The sequence below is a fragment of the Klebsiella sp. WP4-W18-ESBL-05 genome (assembly GCF_014169075.1).
Classification (GTDB): Bacteria; Pseudomonadota; Gammaproteobacteria; order Enterobacterales; family Enterobacteriaceae; genus Kluyvera; species Kluyvera ascorbata_B.
Genome location: NZ_AP022057.1, coordinates 2,158,281 through 2,182,596, shown reverse-complemented (window position 1 = coordinate 2,182,596; position 24,316 = coordinate 2,158,281). Strand labels below are relative to the sequence as shown.

19 protein-coding genes are annotated in these 24,316 nt (G+C 59.4%); 8 read left to right on the top strand and 11 right to left on the bottom strand.

Annotated elements, in window-relative coordinates; all coding sequences use genetic code 11:
- Positions 1-237 precede the first annotated feature (237 nt).
- Both narX and narL read left to right on the top strand, forming a co-directional pair.
- Positions 238-2,037, top strand: a complete 1,800-nt coding sequence (narX, locus tag H7R58_RS10435) for a nitrate/nitrite two-component system sensor histidine kinase NarX (protein ID WP_182934716.1) — start codon at positions 238-240, stop codon at positions 2,035-2,037.
- Positions 2,030-2,680, top strand: a complete 651-nt coding sequence (gene narL / locus H7R58_RS10430) for a two-component system response regulator NarL (RefSeq protein ID WP_182928277.1) — start codon at positions 2,030-2,032, stop codon at positions 2,678-2,680. Before narX ends, narL begins: the two co-directional genes overlap by 8 nt.
- Before the next feature lie 43 nt (positions 2,681-2,723).
- On the opposite strand, the gene H7R58_RS10425 is transcribed toward narL, so the two are convergent.
- From H7R58_RS10425 to nasR, 7 genes are all read right to left on the bottom strand, one after another.
- Entirely contained in the window at positions 2,724-4,115 is a 1,392-nt protein-coding gene (locus tag H7R58_RS10425; RefSeq protein ID WP_106929054.1) for a YchO/YchP family invasin, read from the bottom strand.
- Between the two features lie 117 nt (positions 4,116-4,232).
- A complete protein-coding gene (locus tag H7R58_RS10420; protein WP_182929006.1) occupies positions 4,233-6,839 on the bottom strand; it encodes a nitrate reductase in 2,607 nt (868 codons plus the stop codon).
- Complete coding sequence (gene nirB / locus H7R58_RS10415) at positions 6,836-10,900, bottom strand: nitrite reductase large subunit NirB (RefSeq protein ID WP_182929007.1); 4,065 nt, start codon at positions 10,898-10,900, stop codon at positions 6,836-6,838. Before nirB ends, H7R58_RS10420 begins: the two co-directional genes overlap by 4 nt.
- An 11-nt stretch (positions 10,901-10,911) precedes the next feature.
- A complete protein-coding gene (locus tag H7R58_RS10410) occupies positions 10,912-11,700 on the bottom strand; it encodes an ABC transporter ATP-binding protein (RefSeq protein ID WP_106928876.1) in 789 nt (262 codons plus the stop codon).
- Positions 11,701-11,710: 10 nt separating this feature from the next.
- Entirely contained in the window at positions 11,711-12,589 is an 879-nt protein-coding gene (gene ntrB / locus H7R58_RS10405; RefSeq protein WP_106928878.1) for a nitrate ABC transporter permease, read from the bottom strand.
- A 1-nt stretch (position 12,590) separates the two neighbouring features.
- On the bottom strand, positions 12,591-13,847 hold the full coding sequence (locus H7R58_RS10400; protein ID WP_182929008.1) for a CmpA/NrtA family ABC transporter substrate-binding protein: 1,257 nt from the start codon (positions 13,845-13,847) through the stop codon (positions 12,591-12,593).
- Between the two features lie 201 nt (positions 13,848-14,048).
- The gene (gene nasR / locus H7R58_RS10395; protein ID WP_182929009.1) at positions 14,049-15,257 is read right to left on the bottom strand and encodes a nitrate regulatory protein NasR; all 1,209 of its coding nucleotides are present in this window, start codon (positions 15,255-15,257) and stop codon (positions 14,049-14,051) included.
- Between the two features lie 71 nt (positions 15,258-15,328).
- Here nasR and H7R58_RS10390 point away from each other — a divergent pair, with 71 nt between their 5' ends.
- Together H7R58_RS10390 and H7R58_RS10385 are read left to right on the top strand one after the other, a co-directional pair.
- On the top strand, positions 15,329-15,682 hold the full coding sequence (locus H7R58_RS10390) for a DsrE/DsrF/TusD sulfur relay family protein (protein ID WP_106928881.1): 354 nt from the start codon (positions 15,329-15,331) through the stop codon (positions 15,680-15,682).
- Positions 15,683-15,928: 246 nt separating this feature from the next.
- Entirely contained in the window at positions 15,929-16,174 is a 246-nt protein-coding gene (locus tag H7R58_RS10385) for a DUF1883 domain-containing protein (RefSeq protein ID WP_064544976.1), read from the top strand.
- Between the two features lie 39 nt (positions 16,175-16,213).
- On the opposite strand, the gene H7R58_RS10380 is transcribed toward H7R58_RS10385, so the two are convergent.
- Complete coding sequence (locus H7R58_RS10380; protein WP_182929010.1) at positions 16,214-16,894, bottom strand: gamma-glutamylcyclotransferase; 681 nt, start codon at positions 16,892-16,894, stop codon at positions 16,214-16,216.
- 364 nt (positions 16,895-17,258) lie between these two features.
- Here H7R58_RS10380 and chaA point away from each other — a divergent pair, with 364 nt between their 5' ends.
- The 4 genes from chaA (at position 17,259) to H7R58_RS10360 (ending at position 21,329) form a co-directional block, all read left to right on the top strand.
- Positions 17,259-18,359, top strand: a complete 1,101-nt coding sequence (gene chaA / locus H7R58_RS10375) for a sodium-potassium/proton antiporter ChaA (protein WP_182929011.1) — start codon at positions 17,259-17,261, stop codon at positions 18,357-18,359.
- 156 nt (positions 18,360-18,515) lie between these two features.
- A complete protein-coding gene (locus H7R58_RS10370) occupies positions 18,516-19,583 on the top strand; it encodes an ABC transporter substrate-binding protein (RefSeq protein WP_182929012.1) in 1,068 nt (355 codons plus the stop codon).
- Positions 19,570-20,571, top strand: coding sequence for a FecCD family ABC transporter permease (locus H7R58_RS10365; protein WP_106928889.1), 1,002 nt, complete (start codon positions 19,570-19,572; stop codon positions 20,569-20,571). The genes H7R58_RS10370 and H7R58_RS10365 overlap by 14 nt, the downstream gene beginning before the upstream one ends.
- On the top strand, positions 20,571-21,329 hold the full coding sequence (locus H7R58_RS10360; RefSeq protein WP_106928891.1) for an ABC transporter ATP-binding protein: 759 nt from the start codon (positions 20,571-20,573) through the stop codon (positions 21,327-21,329). The genes H7R58_RS10365 and H7R58_RS10360 overlap by 1 nt, the downstream gene beginning before the upstream one ends.
- Here the strand turns inward: H7R58_RS10360 and H7R58_RS10355 are convergent.
- From H7R58_RS10355 to H7R58_RS10345, 3 genes are all read right to left on the bottom strand, one after another.
- On the bottom strand, positions 21,307-22,044 hold the full coding sequence (locus tag H7R58_RS10355; protein ID WP_182929013.1) for a substrate-binding domain-containing protein: 738 nt from the start codon (positions 22,042-22,044) through the stop codon (positions 21,307-21,309). The genes H7R58_RS10360 and H7R58_RS10355 overlap by 23 nt on opposite strands.
- 68 nt (positions 22,045-22,112) lie before the next feature.
- Positions 22,113-22,949 carry a shikimate dehydrogenase family protein gene (locus tag H7R58_RS10350; protein WP_106928895.1) on the bottom strand — a complete coding sequence of 279 codons (837 nt, stop codon included), beginning with the start codon at positions 22,947-22,949 and terminating at the stop codon, positions 22,113-22,115.
- Entirely contained in the window at positions 22,939-24,288 is a 1,350-nt protein-coding gene (locus tag H7R58_RS10345) for an MFS transporter (RefSeq protein ID WP_182929014.1), read from the bottom strand. Before H7R58_RS10345 ends, H7R58_RS10350 begins: the two co-directional genes overlap by 11 nt.
- Positions 24,289-24,316 lie beyond the last annotated feature (28 nt).

Genomic DNA, 24,316 nt, shown 5'->3' with positions numbered 1-24,316 from the left:
AGGAAAAGTTGGCTGTAGAATGCGCAAAAAAACAGCGTCATCCTTAGGGAGTAGGCTTTTATGCCCAAAAAAACCTGTTTTATCACGTGGCTGTTACGTCGCTACCCCTCCGCGTACCCGCGCTTTACTATTATGGAAATAAAGGGGTAACCCTTTAGGGGCATGGGTATACTCCAGGCGATAGCCGAAAATAACGCCACTCGCCGGAGAGTCTTCCGCCAGGAGCCGCATCGCACAATGTTTAAACGTTTTTTTACACCACTCACGCTGGTGAATCAACTGGCCCTCATCGTCCTGCTATCAACCCTTATCGGGGTGGCAAGCATGATGATTTCTGCCCGCCTGGTCAACGGTCTCCAGGGCAGCACACACGCCATTAACCAGGCCGGTTCGCTGCGTATGCAAAGCTATCGCCTGCTGGCGGCCATCCCGGTAAAACCGAGCGACCAGACGTTATTTGATGAAATGCAGCGCACCGTCTTCAGCCCCGAGCTGCAGCTGGCAGCCGAGCGCGACGGCCAGGTGCCGCAGCTGAAGTCGTTACAGCAATACTGGCTGGGCCATCTGGCGCCGGACATTCGTAACGCCCGCAGCCAGGATGAGGTGCTGAACGACGTGACCGGTTTCGTGAGTCGTATCAATCAGCTGGTGACCGTCTTTGACCACACCACGGAAGAACGTATTACCCACGTGGTATGGATGCACCGCCTGATGGCCTTCTTCATGGCGCTGCTGTTTATCTTTACCGTCTTCTGGCTGCGTACTCGGCTGCTGCATCCGTGGCGTCAGCTGCTGCGTATGGCTGAAGCCATCAGCCATCGTGATTTTACCTACCGCGCGCAAATCAGCGGGCGCAATGAGATGGCAACCCTCGGTATGGCGCTGAACAATATGTCCGCCGAGCTCGCCGAAAGCTACGCCTCGCTGGAGCGGCGCGTTCAGGAAAAAACCGCCGGGCTGGAGCAGAAAAACGCCATCCTCTCCTTCCTGTGGCAGGCCAACCGCCGCCTGCACGCCAGCGCGCCGCTATGTGAACGCATTTCGCCAGTGTTGAACGGCCTTCAGGCGCTCACCCCGCTGCGGGAAATTGAAGTGCGGGTTTACGACACCGAAGATGAGGAAAACCATCAGGAATTCAGCTGTCATTCCGGCCGTGAATGCGACGACCGGGGCTGTTATTTGTGCCCGCGCGATGAAGAAGCCTCCGCGCCGGACGGCGTCACGCTGAAATGGCGGCTCACCGACCCTCGCAACCAGTACGGGATCCTGCTCGCCACGCTGCCACACGGGCGTGAACTGAGCCACGATCAGCAGCAGTTAGTCGACACGCTGCTCGAACAGCTAACGTCGACGCTGGCATTGGATAAACAGCTCGAACGCCAGCAGCAGCTGATCGTGATGGAAGAGCGGGCGACCATTGCCCGTGAGCTGCATGACTCTATTGCCCAGTCGCTCTCTTGCATGAAAATGCAGATCAGCTGTCTGCAAATGATGCAAAACGAAAACGCCTCGGCAGAGAGCCGCGAGCTGCTCGGCCAGGTGCGTAACGAGCTGAACACCTCCTGGGCGCAGCTGCGCGAGCTGTTAACCACCTTCCGTCTGAAGCTGACCGAGTCAGGTCTGCGTCCGGCGCTGGAAGCCAGCTGTCAGGAATACAGTAATCACTTCGGCTTCCCGGTCCAGCTGGATTACCAGCTGCCGCCGCGCCACGTGCCGTCACACCAGGCGATCCACGTCCTGCAAATTGCCCGCGAGGCGCTCAGCAACGCGCTAAAACACGCGCAGGCCAGCGAAGTGAAGGTAACGGTCACCCAGCAGGCCAATCAGGTCAAACTGGTGGTGGCGGATAACGGCTGCGGCGTGCCGATGCACGCCGAGCGCAGCAACCACTACGGTCTTATTATTATGCGTGATCGCGCACAAAGCCTGCGCGGCGATTGCCAGGTTCGCCGTCGTGAAAGCGGCGGCACTGAAGTCGTGGTCACGTTTATCCCCGAAAAATCGCTTTCAACCCTCCAAGGAGAAATCCATGACTAATCAGGAACGGGCTACCATCCTGCTCATTGACGACCATCCCATGCTGCGTACCGGCGTTAAACAGCTGGTCAGTATGGCCTCGGATATCCAGGTCGTCGGGGAAGCCAGCAACGGCGAGCAAGGTATTGAACTGGCGGAAACGCTCGATCCGGATCTGATTTTGCTCGATCTCAATATGCCCGGCATGAACGGTCTGGAAACGCTCGACAAGCTGCGTGAAAAGTCGCTCTCCGGGCGCGTTGTCGTGTTCAGCGTATCGAATCATGAAGAAGACGTTGTCACCGCCCTCAAACGCGGCGCCGACGGCTACCTGCTGAAAGATATGGAACCCGAAGATCTGCTGAAGGCGCTGCAACAGGCTGCCGCCGGTGAAATGGTGCTGAGTGAAGCATTAACGCCGGTGCTGGCCGCCAGCCTGCGCGCTAACCGCGCAACGTCGGATCGCGACATCAACCAGTTGACCCCACGCGAACGCGATATCCTCAAGCTGATTGCCCAAGGCCTGCCGAACAAGATGATTGCCCGCCGTCTGGACATCACCGAAAGCACGGTGAAAGTGCACGTGAAGCATATGCTGAAAAAGATGAAGCTGAAATCCCGCGTGGAAGCTGCCGTTTGGGTGCATCAGGAACGTATTTTCTGAGCCACCGCCGCTTAATTGTCGTGGCAGCCGCTGTCACGCACAATTAAGGTGCAACGTTCGACCAACCGTTCTCGGTCGGCGAAACGCTGACCACCGGTTCGGTCAACGCCAGCGTGATCTCATTCGAGGTCACCCGCTGGCCTTTGTTATCCTCCACCACCACCGATAAATGCCAGGTGTTGCTGGCGCCTTCCGTATAATCCCACGCCGGCATGATGATGCTCCAGCCCTCGGTGCTGTTATTAGCCGCAGGTGGCGTCAGGCTGAGCGCCGTGGTATCCCCCTGCCAGGTCAGCGACTTCACGCCATACCGATCGCGCACCTGCAGCTTAAGCTCAACCGTTTCATCATCGGTGAGGTTCCACGGCGGCGTCGCCAGATACACCGTCAGGCTCTTACGCTGACGAAACTCCATGACCGGTAGATTATTGCGCTCCGGCGCATCGTAGCGGCTGCCGCGTAGCGTACGCCGCTGCGCAACCTCGTCGGCTGCCAGCTGTTTTTTTAACGGCACGCCGAAGCGGTAGTTCACCTTCATGCCAAGGTTGTTCTGATTAACCCCGCTTTCGCCCTGTTTGTGCTGGGCGCTGAAGGTAAGCAGCGGAACGGGCGTGTAATTGAGCCCCAGGGAAACGGCGACCGGATTGTGGTAGCCGGTACCGCTGCGAAACAGATCAACGTTATCACCAAAGTATTGTTCAACGCTGAGGCTGGTATTGATGTGGTTATAGGCCGGTATCCAGGCCTGTGCGGTCACATCGTAACCGCGCGCCATCCGCTGCTGCAACGTCGTACCGCCACGATACCAATCATGAAGAGGATGATAATAGTTGGCTGAGAAGCGCAGGTTCTCGCCCCACGCCTCCGCGCCGACGCCGCCGCGATCGAGGCTGGCGTCCAGCAGGCTGTCATAAAAGGTGTTATAGCCCAGCAGCCAGTGCCCCGCGACCCAACGCTGCCCCACGCCGAGATTGCCCACCAGCCCTTCATCCTGCTGGCTGAGTCCAAGCTGGCTCCAGGTGAGGTAGCGCGTATTGTCCTCAAGCGGAATAAACCAGCTGCCGTGGCTGCCGGTCAGTTTGCCCTTTTCATCCACCAGCATCTGGAAGTCGGTGTTCCCCCACGGCGACAGCCAACTGCCCAACTGTTCGTTCACTTCGCCGTTGACCTTTTCCTGGATCTGCGTGAGGGCAAAAAGCCGCGCCTGCTCGCCGGTATCAAGGCCGTTGTCGGTCATGCTGGCTTCGCCAAACGACTTTACCATTTCGGCAAACTGTTTTTCGCCATCGTGTGTTTCCGGCGCGATACCCAGATCCGGTAGATTATCGAAAGGGTGTTCGGCCTCTTCAATAAACGTTTGCCGTGCCCGCGCGCTGCCGCTGGTTAATATCAGCAGCACCAGAAATGACGAGTAAAAACGCAAAGACAAATCCACAACCTCATAGCCAGCGTAAATCAAAGGTCGGAAATCGCCGACCCTAACGCCTTAAGTCTATTCCCTTTACGCGCATTGTTCAGCTTCTGCGGCGCATTCCAGGAATAGACTGAAAGGCTATAAAATCGCCGCCCTGCGTTCGGCGCAGGCCAGCAGCGCCTTTAGCTCCGGCAGACACGAACCGCAGTTGGTCCCGCATTTCAACCGTTCCCCCAAAGCCTCCGTTGTGGCGCATCCCTGCCTTTCAATGGCATCGACGATGGTTTTTTCACCCACGCTGAAACAGCTGCACACAATTTTCCCTACCGCCGGCCGCGCCAGATCGCGCCCGCCGAGCAGCGCATGACGTTCGGCAAGCGCCTGCGGCGCTTCGTCGAAAGCGCGTAAAATCAGCGAGACGTCAACGTCCGGCAGCGTGCGGCTGCTCCAGAATCCCAGCATCAGCTGCCCGTCATGCCAGGCCAGCAGATGCCAGGTATCCCCCAGGCTTGCGACCTGAATCTGCCAACCTTGCCGTTGACACCAGGCGAGCAGTGCGCTCTGAATCAGGCGCTCGCCGCACAGCGTCAGATGATGCAACCCCGGTGCGGCTTTACGCCACCAGTGCAGATGGCGCGGTAGCATTACCGGCGCGCGGCTCAACAATTCCCCTTGCCACAGCGGCTGCCACGGCGCAATACGCACCGCCGTTTGCTTGCTTTCCGGCTGCCCGGAATGCGGATCGACCGTGGGGGCAACCAGATTGTTGACTTTACCCTGACGCGCGAAGCCGTCATTCCAGTGCATCGGCGTAAACAGCGAGCCCGGGCGCTGCGTATCGCTCACCGCGACGCGAGCCACCATCACGCCGCGCGGTGAGCTGATCCGCGCCAGGCCGCCGTGCTGTATCGTATAGTGGGCGGCATCCTGTGGCGAAATTTCCACCATCGGCTGCGCGATATGCTGCATCAGCAGCGGTACGCTGCCGGTTCGGGTCATGGTGTGCCACTGATCGCGTACGCGCCCGCTGTTGAGAATCAGCGGATACAGCGGCTCGCTGCGCGCCTGCATGGTTTGCGGCGTTACCGGCACCATTCGTAGACGACCATCCGTACGCCAGCCGCGATGAAGATCCCATTTGCCTTCACCACGGCTAACCGGCCAACGCACCGGCGCCAGCGCATCCCACTGCGCACGGGTAAGGCTCGCAAGCCCACTGATATCGAACGCCCGCTGGCCGTGGTTCTCAAACCCGGAAAGCGCCGCATGTTCACTGAACACCTCATGCGGATGCTGCCAGCCGAATGCCTCGGCAAAGCCGAGTTCGCCGGCCACCTGAGCAATTATCCACCAGTCGGCACGCGCCTCGCCCGGCGGCGGTAAAAACGGGCGCTGACGGGAAATGCGCCGTTCGGAGTTCGTCACGGTGCCATTTTTCTCCCCCCAGGCCAGCGCCGGGAAACGAATATCGGCATAGTGCGACGTGTCCGTTTCCGCAGCGACCTCAGAGACAATCACCAGCGGGCAGGCCGCCAGCGCCTGACTCACCGCGTGGCTGTCAGGCAAAGATACTGCCGGGTTGGTCCCCATGATCCATACCGCTTTGACATCACCGCGCCCAATAGCAGTGAACAGGTCAACCGCCATCAGTCCCGGCGTCTGCGCCAGCCGCTCAGTGCCCCAGAACCGTGCTACACGGGCCAGATCCGCCGGCTCAAAATTCATGTGCGCCGCCAGCATCGTCGCCAGACCGCCCACCTCGCGCCCCCCCATAGCATTAGGCTGCCCGGTCAGCGAAAATGGCCCACAGCCTTCGCGGCCGAATTGACCGCTCGCCAGATGGACATTAATGATGGCGTTGCATTTATCGCTGCCGCTGGAGGATTGGTTGATGCCCATGGTGTAGAGCGTAATGGCACGCGGCGCCGCGATAAATTGGGCATAGAACGCCTGCACCTCGCCCTCACTCAGGCCACAAAATGCGGCGACGCGAGCCACCGTCCACCCCTCTGCCGCAGTCAGCGCAGCGCTAGCGTCGGCGTAGTCCATTCGGGCCACGCCCGCTTGCGCCAGCGCCCGCAGCAGGCCGACAAACAGCCCACCGTCGGTGCCCGGTGAAATCGCCAGGTGGCAATCGGCAATATCGCAGGTAGCCGTGCGTCTGGGATCGATAACCACCACTTTCATCTGCGGACGCCGCTGTTTTGCCTGAACCAACCGCTGATACAGCACCGGATGGGCCCAGGCAGCGTTGGAGCCCACCAGAATAACCAGGTCGCTACGCTCCACGTCTTCATAGCTGCACGGCACCACATCCGCACCGAACGCGCGCTTATAGCCCGTCACCGCCGACGACATACACAGCCGTGAGTTGGTATCAATGTTGCCCGCACCGATGAACCCTTTCATCAGCTTGTTGGCCGCGTAATAATCCTCGGTCAGCAGCTGGCCTGACGCATAAAAAGCCACCGCCTGCGGGCCGTACGCATCGATGATCGCCCGCAGCCGTTCGCCGGCCGCGGTCAGGGCTTGCGGCCAGCTCACCGCCTGACCATCAAGCTGCGGGTACAGCAATCGCCCTTCCAGGCCGATAGTTTGCGCCAGCGATGCCCCCTTGACGCACAGACGCCCCGCGTTGGCCGGATGAGTCGCATCGCCCTCCACGCTGACGACGCTGCCCTCAACGCGCGCGACAACCCCGCAGCCAACGCCACAGTAGGGACAGGTGGTTTTCGTTTCCCTCATGACGCCTCCGCGCGCAGTACCAGCGCCTGGTTGCCAACCCATACCTGCCCCTGTTCAATCTTCACCGGCCAGGCCCGCACGACCTGCTCGCCGCTGTCGCACTGTCGCCCGTCGCGCAGACGAATGCGCTGCTTATACAGCGGTGAAATGACAATCGGTTCACCGCTGGCGTCGCCCAGCAGCCCGCGCGACAGCACGTTAGCCTGGCTGCCCGGCTCCAGATTATCCAGCGCATAGACCTTATCGTTAAGCCGGAACAGCGCTATCTGCAGCTCGCCCAGACGCGCGCCAATACCGGCCTGCGGCGGAATATCCTCCAGCGAGCAGATAGCCTGCCAGGGCTTACGGCTGACCTCCAGCGCGAGCGGTGCAGCGATGACAGCCCGTTGCGGCTGCCCGCGCACCGACTGTCGCTGCATCGCTTCGTCCGGCGTTTCGCTGTTGACGAAGGAACGGAACAGCGCCAGTCTCTGCGGATCGTTGAGGGTAGTTTGCCATTCGCACTGGTAGCTCTCAATCACCCGCGCCATTTCCTGCTCCAGCTCGTCGCCGATGCCCAGCGAGTCGTCCATGATCACGCTACGCAGATAGTCGATGCCGCCTTCCAGGTTATCCATCCAGGTGCTGGTGCGCTGAAGACGATCGGCGGTGCGAATATAGAACATCAGGAAACGATCGATGGTGCGTAGCAGCGTGGCATCATCCAGATCGCTGGCGAACAGATCCGCATGGCGCGGCTTCATACCGCCGTTGCCGCAAAGATAAAGATTCCAGCCCTTGTCCGTCGCAATCACGCCGACGTCCTTGCCCTGCGCCTCGGCGCACTCCCGCGTGCAGCCGGACACCGCCATCTTAATTTTGTGCGGCGCGCGTAACCCCTTGTACCGATGCTCAAGCGTCACCGCCAGCCCGGTGGAGTCCTGCACACCGTAGCGACACCAGGTCGAGCCGACGCAGGATTTCACCGTACGCAGCGATTTTCCATAGGCGTGTCCGGTCTCAAAGCCGGCCTCCAGCAGCGCACGCCAGATTTCCGGTAGCTGTTCTAATCGCGCGCCGAACAGATCGATACGCTGCCCGCCGGTAATTTTACTGTACAGCGCATAGCGCTTGGCGATCTGCCCAATGGCGATCAGCCCGTCCGGCGTGACTTCCCCGGCGGGCATTCGTGGGACAATCGAGTAGGAACCGTCTTTTTGAATGTTGGCAAAATAGCGGTCGTTAGTGTCCTGTAGCGGCAGATGTGCCGGTTTCAGCAGATATTCATTCCAGCAGGAGGCCAGCACCGAGCCAACCAGCGGTTTACAAATTTCGCAGCCATCGCCATGTCCATAGCGGGCAATCAGCTGATCAAAGGTATGAATACGGTTGACGCGCACCAGATGATAGATTTCCTGCCGCGAATACGGGAAATGTTCGCAGATGTCTTTCTTCACCTCCACCCCCTGCTGCGCCAGCTGATATTCCATCACCTGTTTTACCAGCGCGCTACAGCCACCGCAGCCGGTCGCCGCCTTGGTGCATTGCTTAATCGCCCCCACGCTGGTTGCGCCATCGCTGACCGCCTGACAAATATCCCCTTTGCTGACGTTATGGCATGAGCAGATCTGCGCCGAATCAGGCAGCGCCGCCACCCCCAGCGCTTTAGGCGCACTGCCCTCCAGCGCGGGTAGAATCAGCCATTCCGGCTGCGACGGCAGCGCCATGTCGTTAAGCATCATCTGTAATAACGTGGCGTAGTCGCTGGCGTCGCCCACCAGCACACCGCCGAGTAGTCGTTTACCGTCGGCGCTGACCACGATCTTTTTGTAGATCTGCTGCGGCCCGTGGATCCACTGATAGCTCTGACTACCGGGAGTGCGCCCTTGGGCATCACCAAACGAGGCCACGTCAACACCCAGCAGCTTCAGCTTGGTGCTCATGTCAGCACCGGTAAACGCGGCCGGTTCACCGGCCAGGGTCGCGGCCGTGACGCGTGCCATCTGGTAGCCCGGCGCCACCAGGCCATAGATTTTGCTGTCCCACAGCGCGCATTCACCGACAGCGTAGATATCCTCACAGGAGGTACGACACTGATTATCAATCACGATGCCGCCGCGTTCACCCAGGCACAGCCCGCTGGCACGCGCCAGGCTATCCTGTGGGCGGATCCCGGCCGAGAAGACCACCAGATCGCCGCTCAGGCTCTCGCCGTCGGCAAAACGCAGCGTCAGTCCCTGCTCCGTCTCTTCAATGCAGGTTGTCGCCTTACTGGTGTGTACATTCACGCCCAACGCCGTGATTTTTTCACGCAGCATCGCCGCGCCGCCGTTATCCAGCTGTACCGCCATCAGATTTGGCGCAAACTCCACCACGTGCGTCTCCAGCCCCAGCTGACGCAGCGCATTCGCCGCCTCCAGCCCCAGTAAGCCGCCGCCGATCACCACGCCACGGGTCGCCGTTTTTGCGCGCGCGGCAATGGCATCCAGATCGTCGAGTGTGCGGTAAACAAAACAGCCTGGCAGCGTGCTGCCGGGGATCGGCGGCACGAACGGGTAAGATCCGGTCGCCAGCACCAGCTTATCCCAGTGCAGCTCGTGACCGTCGGCATCGCGAATCAGCCGGGCATCGCCATCAATCGCCGCCACGCGCTGCGACAAGCGCAGCTCAATGCCGTGTTCGGCGAAAAAGTCGCCCTCAACCAACGACAGCGAGTCGGCGCTGCGTCCGGCGAAATATTCTGACAGATGGACGCGGTCATAGGCGGCATAACGCTCCTCGCCAAAGACCACGATCTGGTACTGCCGATGCAGGTTACGGCTGACGCACTGCTCAAGAAAATGGTGGCCGACCATGCCGTTTCCGACCACCGCTAAGGTTGATTTAGTCATTGTTTGCGTTCCTGCAGCCCGCGGCTGCGTCGTGAATTGGTCGAAGATCCAACCCGCTTGCGCAGGCTGCGTAGCGTGCAATAAATCGGTAAAGGTCGCCGCACGGGCGCAGTCGCCCAGCAGCAGAACGCCTATCAGGCGTTCATCGCGCACCAGCAGGCGACGATAATGGCCGGTCTGCGGGTCGAACGATGACCACTGTTCATCCTCATCGCGAGCCTCAACCTGCCCGGCGCTGAACAGATCGATACCGCTGACCTTGAGGCGCGTTCCCGCATCCTGCCAGTGAAAATCCTTGCCGGGCGCGCCGCACAGCCGCGCCGCCAGCACATCCGCTTGCTGCATACAGGGCGCGACCAGGCCAAAGGTCTGGCCGTCAATTTCGCAGCATTCGCCGATGGCGCTAACGCCGGGGACCGACGTCGCCAGCTGGCGATCAACCACGATGCCGCGCTGACACAGCAGTCCTGCGGTCTGCGCCAGCGCGATGTTTGGCCGTACGCCGGTCGCCATCACCACCCGCTGTGCAGGAATGTTGCGGCCGTCATCAAGCATGACTGCCTGAGGGGTGATGGCCGCAATTCCGGCATTCAGTTCGCAGCGGATGCCGCGCGCCGCCAGGCGCTGTACCAGCAGTTTGCTGGCCTGCTCATCGAGCTGCTGCTCCATCAATCGACCGCTGCGCTGCACCAACGTGACGTTGTCACCTGATTGCCGCAGCGCGGCCGCCGCTTCCACCCCCAGCACCCCGCCGCCGATCACCACCGTCGCCCCCGGACTTGCCAGGATGGCATCAACATCAGCCTGAGTGCGGAAGGCAAACACATGCGGCAACGTGATGCCCGGCAACGACGGCATAAAAGCGTGGGAGCCACAGGTGAAGACCAGCTCGTCCCAGATCAGCGTGCGCTGAGTGGTGGTGACCCGACGGGCCGCAATATCCACCGCCAGCGCCGTCTCCCCGATGCACAGCGTGATGCCGTGTCCGGCGTACCATCCCTCCGGCTGCAGCAGCGTCTGCGGAAACGTTTTCTCTCCGCCCAGCACCGGAGAAAGCAGAATACGGCTGTAGGCCGGGTGCGGCTCATCGCCGATAATCGTTATCGCAAACGCCCCCGGTGCAGCGGTCACCAGCTTCTCTGCCAGCCGGGTTGCCGCCATACCGTTACCGATCATCACCAGTTTCCGCATACGCCCGTCCCTTACGCCGCTTTGGGCTGTTTTTCGTAGAGGAAATGCAGAATCTGCTGACGCAGATGGTGATAGCGCCCGTCATCAGCCAGCTGTACCCGATTGCGCGGGCGCGGCAGATTAACCTCCAGTATTTCGCCCACGCTGGCCGCCGGGCCGTTGGTCATCATCAGCACGCGATCGGAGAGCAGTACCGCTTCATCCACGTCGTGGGTTATCAAGACGATGGTGGTATTCAGCGCCTGCTGGATCTGCATCACCGAATCCTGCAAATGCGCACGGGTCAGCGCGTCCAGCGCACCGAACGGTTCATCCATCAGCAGCACCTTAGGTTTCATCGCCAGCGCGCGGGCAATGCCTACGCGCTGTTTCATGCCGCCGGAGATTTCCGCAGGCCGTTTGTGCATCGCATGACCCATCTGTACACGATCGAGGTTGTGTTCAATCCACTCCCGGCGCTCGGCCTGGCTCATGCTGCGGCGGAAAACGTGGTCAACCGCCAGCGCGACGTTATCAAAGCAGGTCAGCCACGGCAGCAGCGAATGGTTCTGGAACACCACCGCCCGCTCCGGTCCCGGCCCCGCGATCTCCCGGTTATCGCAAATCAGCCCGCCTTCGCTTGGCAGAGTAATCCCGGCGATCAGGTTGAGCAGCGTGGATTTCCCACAGCCAGAATGGCCTATCAGACTCACCGTTTCCCCTTCGTGAATATCAAACGAGACGTTTTGTAAAGCCAGAAACTCGCCGCTGGCGGTATGGAAACGCTGGCTCACGGCCTGGACCTGAATTAATGGTTTCATGCGATTCTCCTTATTTCTCTTGCCAGCTAAAACGACGCGCAATCAGCATCAGCCCCTGCTCCAGCAGCAGCCCGACGACGCCAATGATGACGATCGCAATGAGGATGTTTTCCACGTTGAGGTTGTTCCACTCGTTCCAGATCCAAAAACCAATGCCCAGACCGCCGGTGAGCATTTCCGCCGCCACAATCACCAGCCAGGCGATACCGATCGACAGCCGAACGCCGGTCAGCACCGAGGGCAATACCGCCGGGAAGAGGATTTTGCGCATGACCGTCCATTCAGAAAGCTGTAGCACCCGCGCAACGTTGAGGTAGTCCTGCGGAATGCGTCTGACCCCTTCAGCGGTGTTGATCACCATCGGCCAGATAGAGCAGATAAAAATGGTCCAGCTCGAGGCAGGCTCCGCCTTCTGGAACAACAGCAGGCCAATTGGCAGCCACGCCAGCGGGCTGACCGGGCGCAGCAGTGCGATAAGCGGCGTAAACATACGGGAACAAAAGGTAAAGCGGCCAATCAGGAAGCCCAGCGGGATCCCGACCAGCGCCGCCAGACCGAACCCCACGGCCACACGCTGGAGCGACGCCAGCACATTCCAGCCAACGCCCACATCGTTAGGGCCATTGTTGTAGAACGGATCGGCGAACAGCGTCAGCGCGGAGTCGAGCGTGCTTAGCGGGGTCGGAAAACCTTTGCTGTTGACTGCCGCCAGCTGCCAGAGCAGCACCAGCATGCCTAATCCCATCAGCGCCGGGATCGCGCGCTCAGCCAGACCGCGAATCCGCCGACCCCATACGGGGGCCTGTCGACGTACCTGCACCGGCGGCAGCGTAATCACTTCTCCCGCTGGCGCGGGCATCTTCTCAACGGTTTTGTTTCTGCTCTTCATCTCATGCTCCCAAACGTTGAATGGCAAAACGGCGGGCGTATCCGGCGGGGTCATTCCCATTCCAGACGGTGCCGTCAATCAGGGTGCTGCTGCGTAAGGTTTGCGTTGGTGCGGCGATCCCTCCCACGGCCTGCGCGGCGTCTTTCCACACATCGATGCGGTTGATGCGCTGGGCAACGGCCAGATAATCCGGATCGCTTTTCAGCAGACCCCAGCGGCGGAACTGGGTCAGGAACCACATGCCGTCCGACAGCCACGGGAAGCTAACATCGCCCTGGTCAAAAAAACGAATCGGGTGCGCATCGTGCCAGCGACGCCCGATACCGTTGTCGTAGTCGCCGAGCATACGGCCGGTCAGGTACTGTTCTTTGGTGTTGAGCCACCCGCGCTGGGCCAGAATTCGGGCGGTTTCCCGCTTGTTATCCGCAGAGGCGTCAATCCAGCGGGCGGCGTCCATCAGCGCAGCCACCAGCGCACGACTGGTATTCGGGTACTGTTCAACCCACTCACGGCGCGTGCCCAGGACTTTTTCCGGGTGTTCCGGCCAGATTTCCTGGCTGGTGGCGGCGGTAAAGCCGATGCGATCGTTGATGGCGCGGGCGTTCCACGGCTCGCCGACGCAAAAACCCACCATGTTGCCAATACGCATGTTCATCACCATCTGCGGCGGCGGAACCACCACGGTACGAATATCGCTGAAGGGATTAATGCCGCCGCTGGCCAGCCAGTAGTAGAGCCACATCGCATGAGTGCCGGTCGGAAAGGTATGCGCAAAGGTGTAGGTGCCCGGCGCGCTGTTGCCAATAAGCGTCTTCAGCGCGCTGAGATCGCTCACGCCCTGCGCATGCAAATCCGTCGATAGGGTGATCCCCTGGCCGTTACGGTTCAGCGTCATCAGGTTAGCCATCGCCTGCGGTTTACCCGCCACGCCCAGCTCCAGCCCATACAGCAGGCCATAGAGTACGTGCGCCGCGTCCAGCTCGCCGTTAACCAGTTTGTCGCGCACTGCCGCCCAGCTGGCTTCTTTACTTGGCACGAGGGTGATGCCGTACTTCTTATCGAATCCCTTTAACGCCGCAATCGCCAACGGCGCGCAGTCGGTGAGCGGGATAAACCCCACCTTGACCGTTTGCCGTTCCGGTTTATCGGAACCGGCCGCCCAGGCTGCCTGCATGATGCCCGGCAGCAGCATCGCGCCGCCCAGCGCCGCGCCCGCCTGAATAAATCGCCGCCGTGATAGTGAAAACGTCTCGCCCATATTCGCTCCCGAATGCAAAAAAAAAGCGCCCGGCAATGCTTCGCATTGCAGGACGCCTTTATCCTCGTGGTCTCCGAACCGCCGTTGGCTCGTGACCGATGATTTATTAAGTTAATGCAATTCAGATGCCAGGTCGTAAACACACGGGGTTGCGGCAAATAATGTTGTCTGCGTCACCTTTTTTGCACCGCAGCAAAGCATTCATGCCCGTTCATTGTGCAACGGTGGGGGGGCCTCCTGCTGCCATAACGTCTTTACCGCCAGCAGCGCGCGCGCGATCTCTACCATGCGCTGATTCTTCTCCATCGCCATTTTGCGCAGGCAGTGCCAGGCCTGCTCTTCGTTCATCTGCCGGTAGGTCATCAGCACGCCTTTGGCTTTATCAATCAGCCGCCGCTCTTCCAGCGTATCCTTCAGCGACGCCAGTTGGCTGGAAAGCTGCTCCAGTTCGCGCGCCTGCTGGCGCACCAGCGGCAGCAGCTGCCTGTCCAGGTGCAGCAACATACCGTCGCTGACGGCGTCATCCTGCCGTGGATCGGGGGCGTTATCGTCCAGCAGCAGGCCATCAACGGCCGTCATCAGCTCGCCAATCAGCAGCTCTTCCAGCCCGCGCATCTGCTCCAGCCGCTGAGTTTGCAGCTGGAACCAGCGCAGCGCCGTTTCGCCATCATCCTCGCCGGGCTGGCGGGTACAGGCGATCCGCCGCAGTTGTTCAATCGCTATCCCCGCCTGACATTCGGTGTAAAACAGCATCTTCAGCGGGCTCGTCGCCAGCGACAGAAAGCTGTCAAAACAGGGCTGCTGGCCGTCAATACGATCGACCAGCCGTTGGCGAAGCTCCTGGCTAAAACAGCCCAGCGCAAACCCCTGCGCCCCCAGCGCACGCTCCTGACCCACCAGCTCTTTGCCCTGCATAAAGCTGTACAGCGCCACCAGCCGCGCGGCGAGCTGCGGATCGTCAATGCTGTCGTTCAGCTGTGGAATAATGTTGAGTAAATGGCGAATGGTGCGGCTGAACTGGCCGGTGGCCGTCTCGGCGGCAATTTGCAGGCTGGCAACATTTTCGCGCAGCGCGGGCAGCTGTTCCAACGACCAGACCGCTCGAGCGATGCGCTGGCAAAGGCCGCTGGTTGATGGCAGATGGCGCGGCGACAGGCACCGCAGCAGCGGGCGCAGCTGTTCATCCACCAGCGCGGCGCTGGCCCGGCGCTCGGCGCCGTACAGTCGCCCCTGTGAACATAACCAGATGTTGGAGGCCCCGCGTTCACACTGTAACATATGCACGACGTGGCTTATCTGGCTGACCAATTGCCCTTGCCGCGCCAGCTGCCGAAGCTGGTCTTTCTGCACCTGCCGCGCGTAGCGAAACCACTCGATAGCGTCGGGGGTATCATCTTCATGATTTATCATATGCGCTCCCGGTAGAGGATTTACCTATCTTTAGCAACAACCAGCAATAACCGTGCCTAAAAGGAGTTCAGATGCAACGTATCGTCATTATCGCCAACGGTGCCGCCTACGGCAGCGAATCTTTGTTCAACAGCCTGCGCCTTGCTATCGCCCTGCGCGAACAGCAGGAAGACCTGCATCTTCAGCTATTTTTGATGTCTGACGCCGTCACCGCAGGCCTGCGCGGGCAAAAACCCGCGGAAGGCTACAACATTCAGCAAATGCTCGAGATCCTCACTGCGCAAAACGTGCCGGTGAAGCTGTGTAAAACCTGCACCGACGGCCGTGGCATCACCGCCCTGCCGCTGATTGACGGCGTCGAGATTGGCACGCTGGTCGAGCTAGCGCAGTGGACGCTGGCCGCGGATAAAGTGCTGACCTTCTGATATCGTCGCCATTTACCCCGTTTTTAAAGGATTTTGTATTACGTCTGCTGCATTCTGCGCAGCAATGTGGCGAAGGCTGAATGCATTCAGGAACATTGTCATTTTTGTTGAAGCATTGCGGCATTTTTTGATCAAAATCAGCATCCGCAGGCACAGGGTTTGGTGTTATGCGATGAGTGAATTGTGAACAACATCACAAGCAGGATTTCATCGCAGGGAGCGCATTGACTCATGGCAGCGGGGTATTTGGTGATGGTAAAGGCAAGTTTGACGTTATTTGGCGGAGATACGGTGGTGGTGCGTTGCTCTGAGCGTTGCCACATTCATTTAATGAGCACCCAAAAGAGCGCCAGCAATCACGGCGCCGATATTCTGAGCGTACAGAACGAAGAAAAGGCATACCTGACCGTGCCTTACAGCGGTACCTGGAACGTACTGATTGACAGTCATAGCCAGTCTCTTGAGCACTCTATCAGCTACGTCGCTGCCTGAGCCCTGCCCCGGAAGCACGCTTCCGGGGTGGTCCTGCGACTAAGCCAGCCCCGGCGGATTGACGCCCCCCACCAGCAGCCGCACTTTATGAATCAGTTCATTTAATCCATCGTCCGGCATACCCAGCTTTTGCAGTTCCTGTTCCAGCGAGAAAAGATACTGCGCATTTGTGCCAAGCGGGCCGCTTGCGCGCGCAATCAGCGGGGCAATGACCTGCACGCTGGTGTCGGATTCATACAGCGGATGGCGCGGGTCCATAATAAACACCAGCGCATTTACCGTACGCCCATCGTCGAGCGCCAGTTTGCACCAGGTGGGCAGGTAGCAGCCGGTGATCATCTCGCGTTTCCACAGCAGCGACAGCTCGTTTTCAATTTCGTCATCCGGCAACCGATAGGCGACGCCCGTGGTGCGCCCGCCTTCTTTCAGCGCCAGCATACGGCCCGGCTGGCACGCGCTGCCGCGCCCCGCCGTCAGGCGCAGGCAGAAGGCCCGATGCCAGCCAACCAGCGTGCCGGTAACCGACTCGCTGTAGTTGAGCGCCGGGTTCCACATCAGCGAACCGTAGCCAAATATCCATACCGGGCCATCATCCGGCCGACAGGCCAGCGTTGCCGCCAGCGATGCCGCGCGCTGTTCAGCTGACCATAGCAGCGACGCCTCAATGGCGCCAAACGCCGTCGTACAATCCGCCTTCATTAAGAAATCACGCGTTAACACTTTAAACCTCCACCACCACAACTCGTCCTTGCAACACATACGCTCTCAAGGGAACGGATGGCGACTTCCGGCGCTGTCATTGACGAAATATTATCCAGCTTTACGCCCTCGGATGCAATTTGTCTGCCGGATCCCTATTGCGTTTCACCGTGAACACTCCGGACGAATAATAAAAATAACAACATGGCAATTGACTGTTATTTAATAGATATTTATCAGTTGTTTTATATTATAGACCTTTAACCATAAAATTCGCGCCATGGGTAAATTTTAGTAAAAGATTGCCTGACACATGGAAAAATTTGTTAATTTATGCCCCTGATTTTTTCTATAATTATAAATACCTGCATATATGGAGAAACACATGACCCACGCACATGAGGCGGTGAAAACTCGCCACAAGGAGACGTCGCTCATTTTCCCGGTCATCGCGCTGGCAATCCTGTTCTTCTGGGGAAGCAGTCAGTCATTGCCAGTGGTTATTGCGATTAATGCTCTCGCTCTGGTTGGTATTCTGAGCAGCGCCTTTAGCGTGGTTCGCCACGCCGACGTCTTAGCCCACCGTCTCGGCGAGCCCTACGGCTCCCTGATTTTAAGTCTCTCTGTCGTCATTCTGGAAGTCAGCCTGATTTCTGCGCTGATGGCCACCGGCGATGCCGCCCCCACCCTGATGCGCGATACGCTGTATTCGATCATTATGATCGTGACCGGCGGACTGGTGGGCTTTTCGCTGTTGCTTGGCGGGCGCAAATTTGCCACGCAATATATGAACCTGTTCGGCATCAAACAATATTTGATTGCCCTGTTTCCGCTGGCCATTATTGTGCTGGTGTTCCCGACGGCGCTGCCGGGGGCCAATTTTACCATCGGCCAGTCGCTGCTCGTGGCGCTGATTTCCGCCGCCATGTACGGCGTATTTCTGCTTATTCAAACCAAAACGCACCAGAGTCTGTTTGTCTACGAGCATGAGGACGACAGCGACGATGATGACCCGCACCACGGTAAACCGTCGGCGCACAGCAGCCTTTGGCACGCCCTGTGGCTGATTGTCCATCTGGTGGCGGTGATTGCAGTGACCAAAATGAACGCAAACCCGCTGGAGACGCTGCTGACCAGCATGAACGCGCCGGTCGCGTTTACCGGTTTCCTGGTCGCTCTGCTGATCCTCTCGCCGGAAGGCTTAGGCGCGCTGAAGGCGGTTCTTAATAACCAGGTGCAGCGTGCGATGAACCTGTTCTTTGGCTCGGTGCTGGCGACCATTTCCCTCACCGTGCCGGTGGTGACGCTGATCGCCTGGCTGACCGGTAACGAACTGATGTTCGGCCTGGGGATGCCGGAGATGATCGTGATGGTTGCCTCGCTGATACTGTGCCACATCTCGTTCTCGACCGGGCGTACCAACGTGCTGAACGGCGCGGCGCACCTGGCGCTGTTTGCCGCATACCTGATGACCATTTTTGCCTGAATGGCAGCATGCGCCCGAACCAGGCCGCCGCGAAAACGCTGCGGCCTTTTTTGTTTTCAGGAGAAATTTAGGGGTATTTCCGTCAGACGGTTTGCATTTCCCTTCGTTATATAATCAAATACACACCGATTACTTCCCCTCCTGAATGAGCGACTCATGTCTACATTACACCGTTTACTTGTTGGTCTGACGCTAGCCTGCGCCAGCCTGGCGGCAGTGACCCCTGCGCTTGCCGACCGTACCGTAACCGACCAGCTTGGCCGCCAGGTTACCCTTCCCGATACGGTCAACCGCGTGGTGGTGCTCCAACACCAGACCTTAAACCTGCTGGTACAGTTGGACGCCTCTGCGGATATCGTTGGCGTCCTGAGCAGTTGGAAAAAACAGCTCGGCCCGGGTTTTGCCCGCTTCATGCCTGGCATTGAAACGCTGCCGATGCCGGGCGACCTCACCCAGGTCAATATTGAAAGCCTGCTGGCGCTGCACCCACAGGTGGTGTTTGTCGCCAACTACGCACCGGCGGCCATGATTCAGCAAATTTCCCATGCGGGGATCCCCGTCGTTGCCATCTCTCTTCGTGAAGACGCCGCCGGTGAGCAAAATAAAATGAATCCCACCATGGCCGATGAAGAACGCGCGTATAACGAAGGCCTGAAACAGGGTATTCGCCTGATTGGTGACGTGGTTAACCGTCAGGCGCAGGCGGATGCGCTCATTGATTACACCTTTGCCGCGCGCGCCAAATTCAACGCGCCGGTCGCCGCCATTCCGTCCGCAGAGAAAGTTCGTGTGTACATGGCTAACCCGGATCTGAATACCTATGGTTCAGGGAAGTATACCGGCCTGATGATGCAACATGCGGGCGCTATCAACGTGGCCGCCGCAACCGTAAAAGGCGCACGCCAGGTGTCGATGGAACAAGTGTTGCAGTGGGATCCGCAGGTTATCTTCGTGCAGGACCGCTACCCCGAGGTGGTGAAACAGATAGTCAACGACCCGCAGTGGCAAGGCATTGATGCTGTGAAAAATCACCGCGTCTGGCTGATGCCGGAATACGCGAAAGCATGGGGCTATCCAATGCCGGAAGCGCTGGCTATTGGCGAACTGTGGCTGGCGAAAAAACTCTACCCGCAGCGCTACAAAGATATCGACGTCGATGCGCAGGCGCAGGATTACTACCATCGTTTCTACCGTACCGATTGGCAGGCTAATGCACATCCGTAGTCGCCCCAAAACGTTACAGGGTGGGCTGATGCTGCTCACGCTCACCGTTGCCGTGCTCTCTTTGTGTTTTGGTCAATACGGTTTATCTATCGGTGAAGTGCTGGCGCAGTTGATACACCCGCATAGCCGCGATATCGCCCACCAGATCGTCTGGTCCGTTCGCCTGCCGCGCATTCTGATGGCGCTGCTCGCCGGCGGCGCGCTGGGGCTATGCGGCGCGACGCTCCAGGGCGTGTTCCAGAATCCGCTGGTCGACCCGCATATTATCGGCGTCACTTCGGGCTCTGCCTTTGGCGGCACGCTGGCTATTCTGCTCGGACTCAGTATGCCGCTGATGATGGGCACCACCTTCTTCTTTGGCCTGCTGGCGCTCACGCTGGTTTACCTTCTGGCGGCGCTTCAAGGCCGGGAAAGCACGCTGGTGCTGATACTTGCCGGGATTATTCTCAGCGGTTTCTTCGCCGCACTGGTCAGCCTGATGCAGTACATGGCCGACACGGAAGAGGTATTGCCGAATATTGTCTTTTGGCTGCTTGGTAGTTTTGCCACCGCCAACTGGCACAAAGTGCTGCTGCTCGTCATCCCGGTGGCGGCCGCCTCGCTGGTGCTTTACACGCTGCGCTGGCGCATCAACCTGCTGTCGTTGGATGATAAAGACGCCCGCGCGCTGGGCGTTAGCGTAACCGCGTTGCGCCGCGTCGTGCTGCTGTGCTGCGCGCTGCTGGTCGCGGCGCAGGTGGCCGTCAGCGGCAGTATTGCCTGGGTTGGTCTGGTGATCCCTCACCTCGCGCGAATGCTCAGCGGCGCCGATCACCGTCGCCTGCTCCCCTGCGCCTTCTGGATCGGTGCCAGCTTTATGGTATTGGTTGACGATCTCGCCCGTACGCTGACCGCGGCAGAAATCCCCATCGGGATTATTACTGCGCTGGTCGGTGCGCCGCTGTTTGCCATTATGCTGGTACGCGCCAGCCGAAAAGGAACGATCTGATGACCCCGACGCTCACATTCTCGCAGCTCGAATATGGTCACCACTTGCCGCTGTTTACCCCGCTGAATCTGCACTGCCAGCCCGGCGAAGTGTGGGCGATTCTGGGGGCCAATGGTCGGGGGAAAAGTACGTTACTGGACACCATTACCGGCGTACTGCCGTCGTTATCCGGCCGGGTGGTGGCCAGCGGTGGCGTAGGGATTGTTCCACAGTCTTTTCGCCCCGCTTTTGGCTGGCGGGTTCGAGAAATCGTACTGATGGGACGCGCGCGCCATATTGCCCTGTTTTCACAGCCGCAGGAAGAGGACGAACGTCAGGTCCAGGCGGCGTTGGTTCAGCTGAATATCGCCAATCTGGCTGACGCGCTGTTCAGCAATCTGTCCGGCGGTCAGCAGCAGCTGGTGATGATCGCCCGCGCGCTGGTCAGCGCCAGCCAGAATATCCTGTTGGATGAACCCTGCTCGGCGCTCGATTTGGGCAATCAGCAGACGGTATTACAGTTGATAAGCGATCTGTCGCGCGCCCAGTCGCGTACCGTGATGTTTACCACCCACGATCCTACCCACGCGCTTCAGGTGGCGAGCCATACGCTACTGCTGATGCCTGACCGTCAATGGCTGGCCGGACGAACAGCCGAGGTGGTACAGGAAGCCAATCTCCAGCGCGCTTACGGCGTACGGGTTCGTAAGCTTCAGCTTGAGGATTACCCTTCCCCGGTGGTGACTCCGCTTTTTACTATTCACCGCTCGCCGACATAAACCCGGCGTCGCGCAGGCAGCGCTGCCCCTCTTCACCCAGTATAAACTGGCGGAACACCCGCGCGTCGTCATGCTCATCAACATCGGTCAGGTAATATTCACAGTGAATATTCCACGGCTCGGGAATAACGACGCAGCGAACGTTGCTTTGATTCTCCAGCGCGGTGGCGTAGTGAGCATAGCCGATAAACAGATCGGCGACCCCCTCATCAATCAACCATTGGCTGGCCATCGCCCCGTTCGGCAGCGCGAGCGAATGCCGCCCGCCAACCAGCGGCATTGCGCGCTGCTTGAGCGCATTGCCCAGCGCCGGATAGCAGGACGCTATACGCTCAAAAAGCTGCCAGGTGTAGTCACCGGAAGGGTCGCACAGCGGCGTCGAAGTCGCTAACCGCAGCGTCTCATCCGCCAGCAGTTCCCGCCACGTTTTTCCCTTCGTCTGCGGGGTATTTCGCACGGTAAGCATCAGCGAATTGCGGGCAAAAAGATGGAGACCGCTTGCGCGGCCGGCGTCACAAAGCGCCTGAGGATGCTGGCGATTCGCCGATGCAAACAGCGAACACGGTTCACCGCTTTCAATACGCTCGCGCAGTAAACCTGCGGGGCCAAAAACCAGCTTCAGCGCAATGCCGGTTTGCCCGGAAAACTGCGCCTGTAACGGGATAAACGCGCGGCGCAGGCTGCCGGCCGCCAGAAGTGTTAACGTGGAATGCATAAGAAGAAACGAAGTAGCCCAGACATAAGCGTTATATTATCTGGGCTATTACGCTTCTGACCAGCACTTTAGTCGTGAATTTCCGCCAGCATCCGCAGCCGATCCGGCGTTGCCACCGGCAGATGGAAGAAGTCCAGATAGGCCGGGATCATTTCAAACAGCATATCCGTCCCTGGCTGTACCGGACACCCGCGCGCCATTGCCGCCTGCAAGAAAGGCGTAAACGTCTGCTTCATGACGACTTCGCCCACGAACGTGCCGGGCTCTATTCGCTGAACGTCCATCGGCAGCGGATCGGCAGGGAGCATGCCCAACGGTGACGCATTGACAACCAGGCCATGCCCCGCAGGATCGTTGTCCATCACCGTCAGTTCGAGCTGCGGGTAATGCCCCTGTAAACGGTCAGCCAGCGCGTGCGCCGTGCTTTCCCGCGCATCGTATAGCGTCAACGCACTGACGCCCGCTGCCGCTAGCGAAGCCGCAATCGCCGACCCCACGCCGCCGCTGCCCACCACCATCGCGCGTGCCCCGACGGTACCAAAGCCCTTGCGCTGAATGCCACGCACAAAGCCGTCACCGTCAAACATATCGCCGGTCAGCGAACCATCGGCTTCGCGGCGGATAGCGTTGCAGGCACCGGCAATTTGCGCGGTGGGACTCATCCGGTCGACCAGCCCGCAGGTCGCCACTTTATGTGGCATCGTCACCAGTGCGCCCGCAATATTGGTTAGCGAAAACAGCGCGGGGATCAACGACGCATAATCTTCCGGCTTGATGCCCATCGGCACCACTTTGACGTCGACGCTCTGGTTTTCAAACCAGGGGTTATAGATCATTGGTGCCTTGAAGCTTTCCGTCGGATATCCCAAATGCGCAATCAACCGCGTACGCCCACTAATGTGCATGCGTTTCCTCCTGTTCAGGCAGATCCAGTTCGATGCGCTTCACATCACCGAGAATAAACAGATACGCCACCACGCCAAGCAGCGCCGCGCCGCCGATATACACCAGGGCGTAGAAGAAGCTGCCAAACGCCGCCACGATAAAACCAATCACCAGCGGCGTGAGGATCCCCGCCAGGTTGGCGCAGAAGTTAAATAGCCCGCCGGTCAGCCCGCCCAGCCCCTTCGGTGCCATATCGGAAATTAACGTCCAGCCCAGCCCGACCATCCCCTGGCCAAAGAACGCGAACGACATCACCAGGATCACCGCCGTGTCGCTGGACAGCCAGTTAGCACTAATAATGCAGCTCGCCATCAGCAGCCCCGCGATAATGGGCAACTTACGGCCCAGGTTGGCGCTGCCGGTAGCTTTCAGCAGCTTATCCGACACCCAACCGCCGAACATCACGCCGCCCGCCGCCGCCAGAAACGGCAGAATGGCGAAGAACCCGACTTTCAGCCACGGCATATGCCGCTCGGTCGCCAGATAGGTGGGGAACCAGGTCAGGAAAAATACCAGCACGGTATTGCCCGCAAACTGGCCGATACTGGCGCCAATAATTTGCCGTTTGCGCAACAGCTGACGTACCAGCGGCCAGCTGAACGCCTTGCGCTGCTCAGCGCCAGAGCTGATGCCGCCGCCGGCGGCAATGTACTCGCGCTCCTGCTGGCTCAGACGGCTGTCCTCATGCGGTTCGCGATAGCATCGCCACCAGACCAGCGCAAATAACATGCCGACGACACCTACCGAGATAAACAGCGTGCGCCAGCCAAAACCGCCCATAATCCAGAACAGCAGCGGCGCAAAACAGGCCAGCCCGAGATATTCACCAACGGTATACACCGCGGTCGCTTTTGCTCGTTCATGCTGCGGAAACCAGGCGCTCACCACCCGGCTATTCACCGGGAAGCACGGTGCTTCGCTGACGCCAAGACCAAAACGGCACAGCAGCAGCGTTTTCAGACCTACGGCAAAACCATGCAGCAACGTAAACAGCGACCAGAAGCTCAGCGCCAGAAAATAGGTCAACTTGTTGCCGAAGCGATCGAGGAACATGCCGCCGGGGATCTGCGCCAGCGCGTAGGTCCAGGCAAAGGCGGAAAAGACAATCCCCATCACCGCGGCGCTAATGCCCAGCTCCTGGGTCAGCTGCGGCGCGGCAATCCCCAGCACCGTGCGGTCGAGATAGTTGATCATGGTCCCCACGGCCAGCAGCGCCAGAATACCAATGCGCCGCCGGGAGCGAGGGATCGCGTTCACCGCCGCAGCGGTGGCCACACGAGGTTGGCCGAGTGAATTCATAGTGTTTACCTGTCGTTGTCGAGTGCAG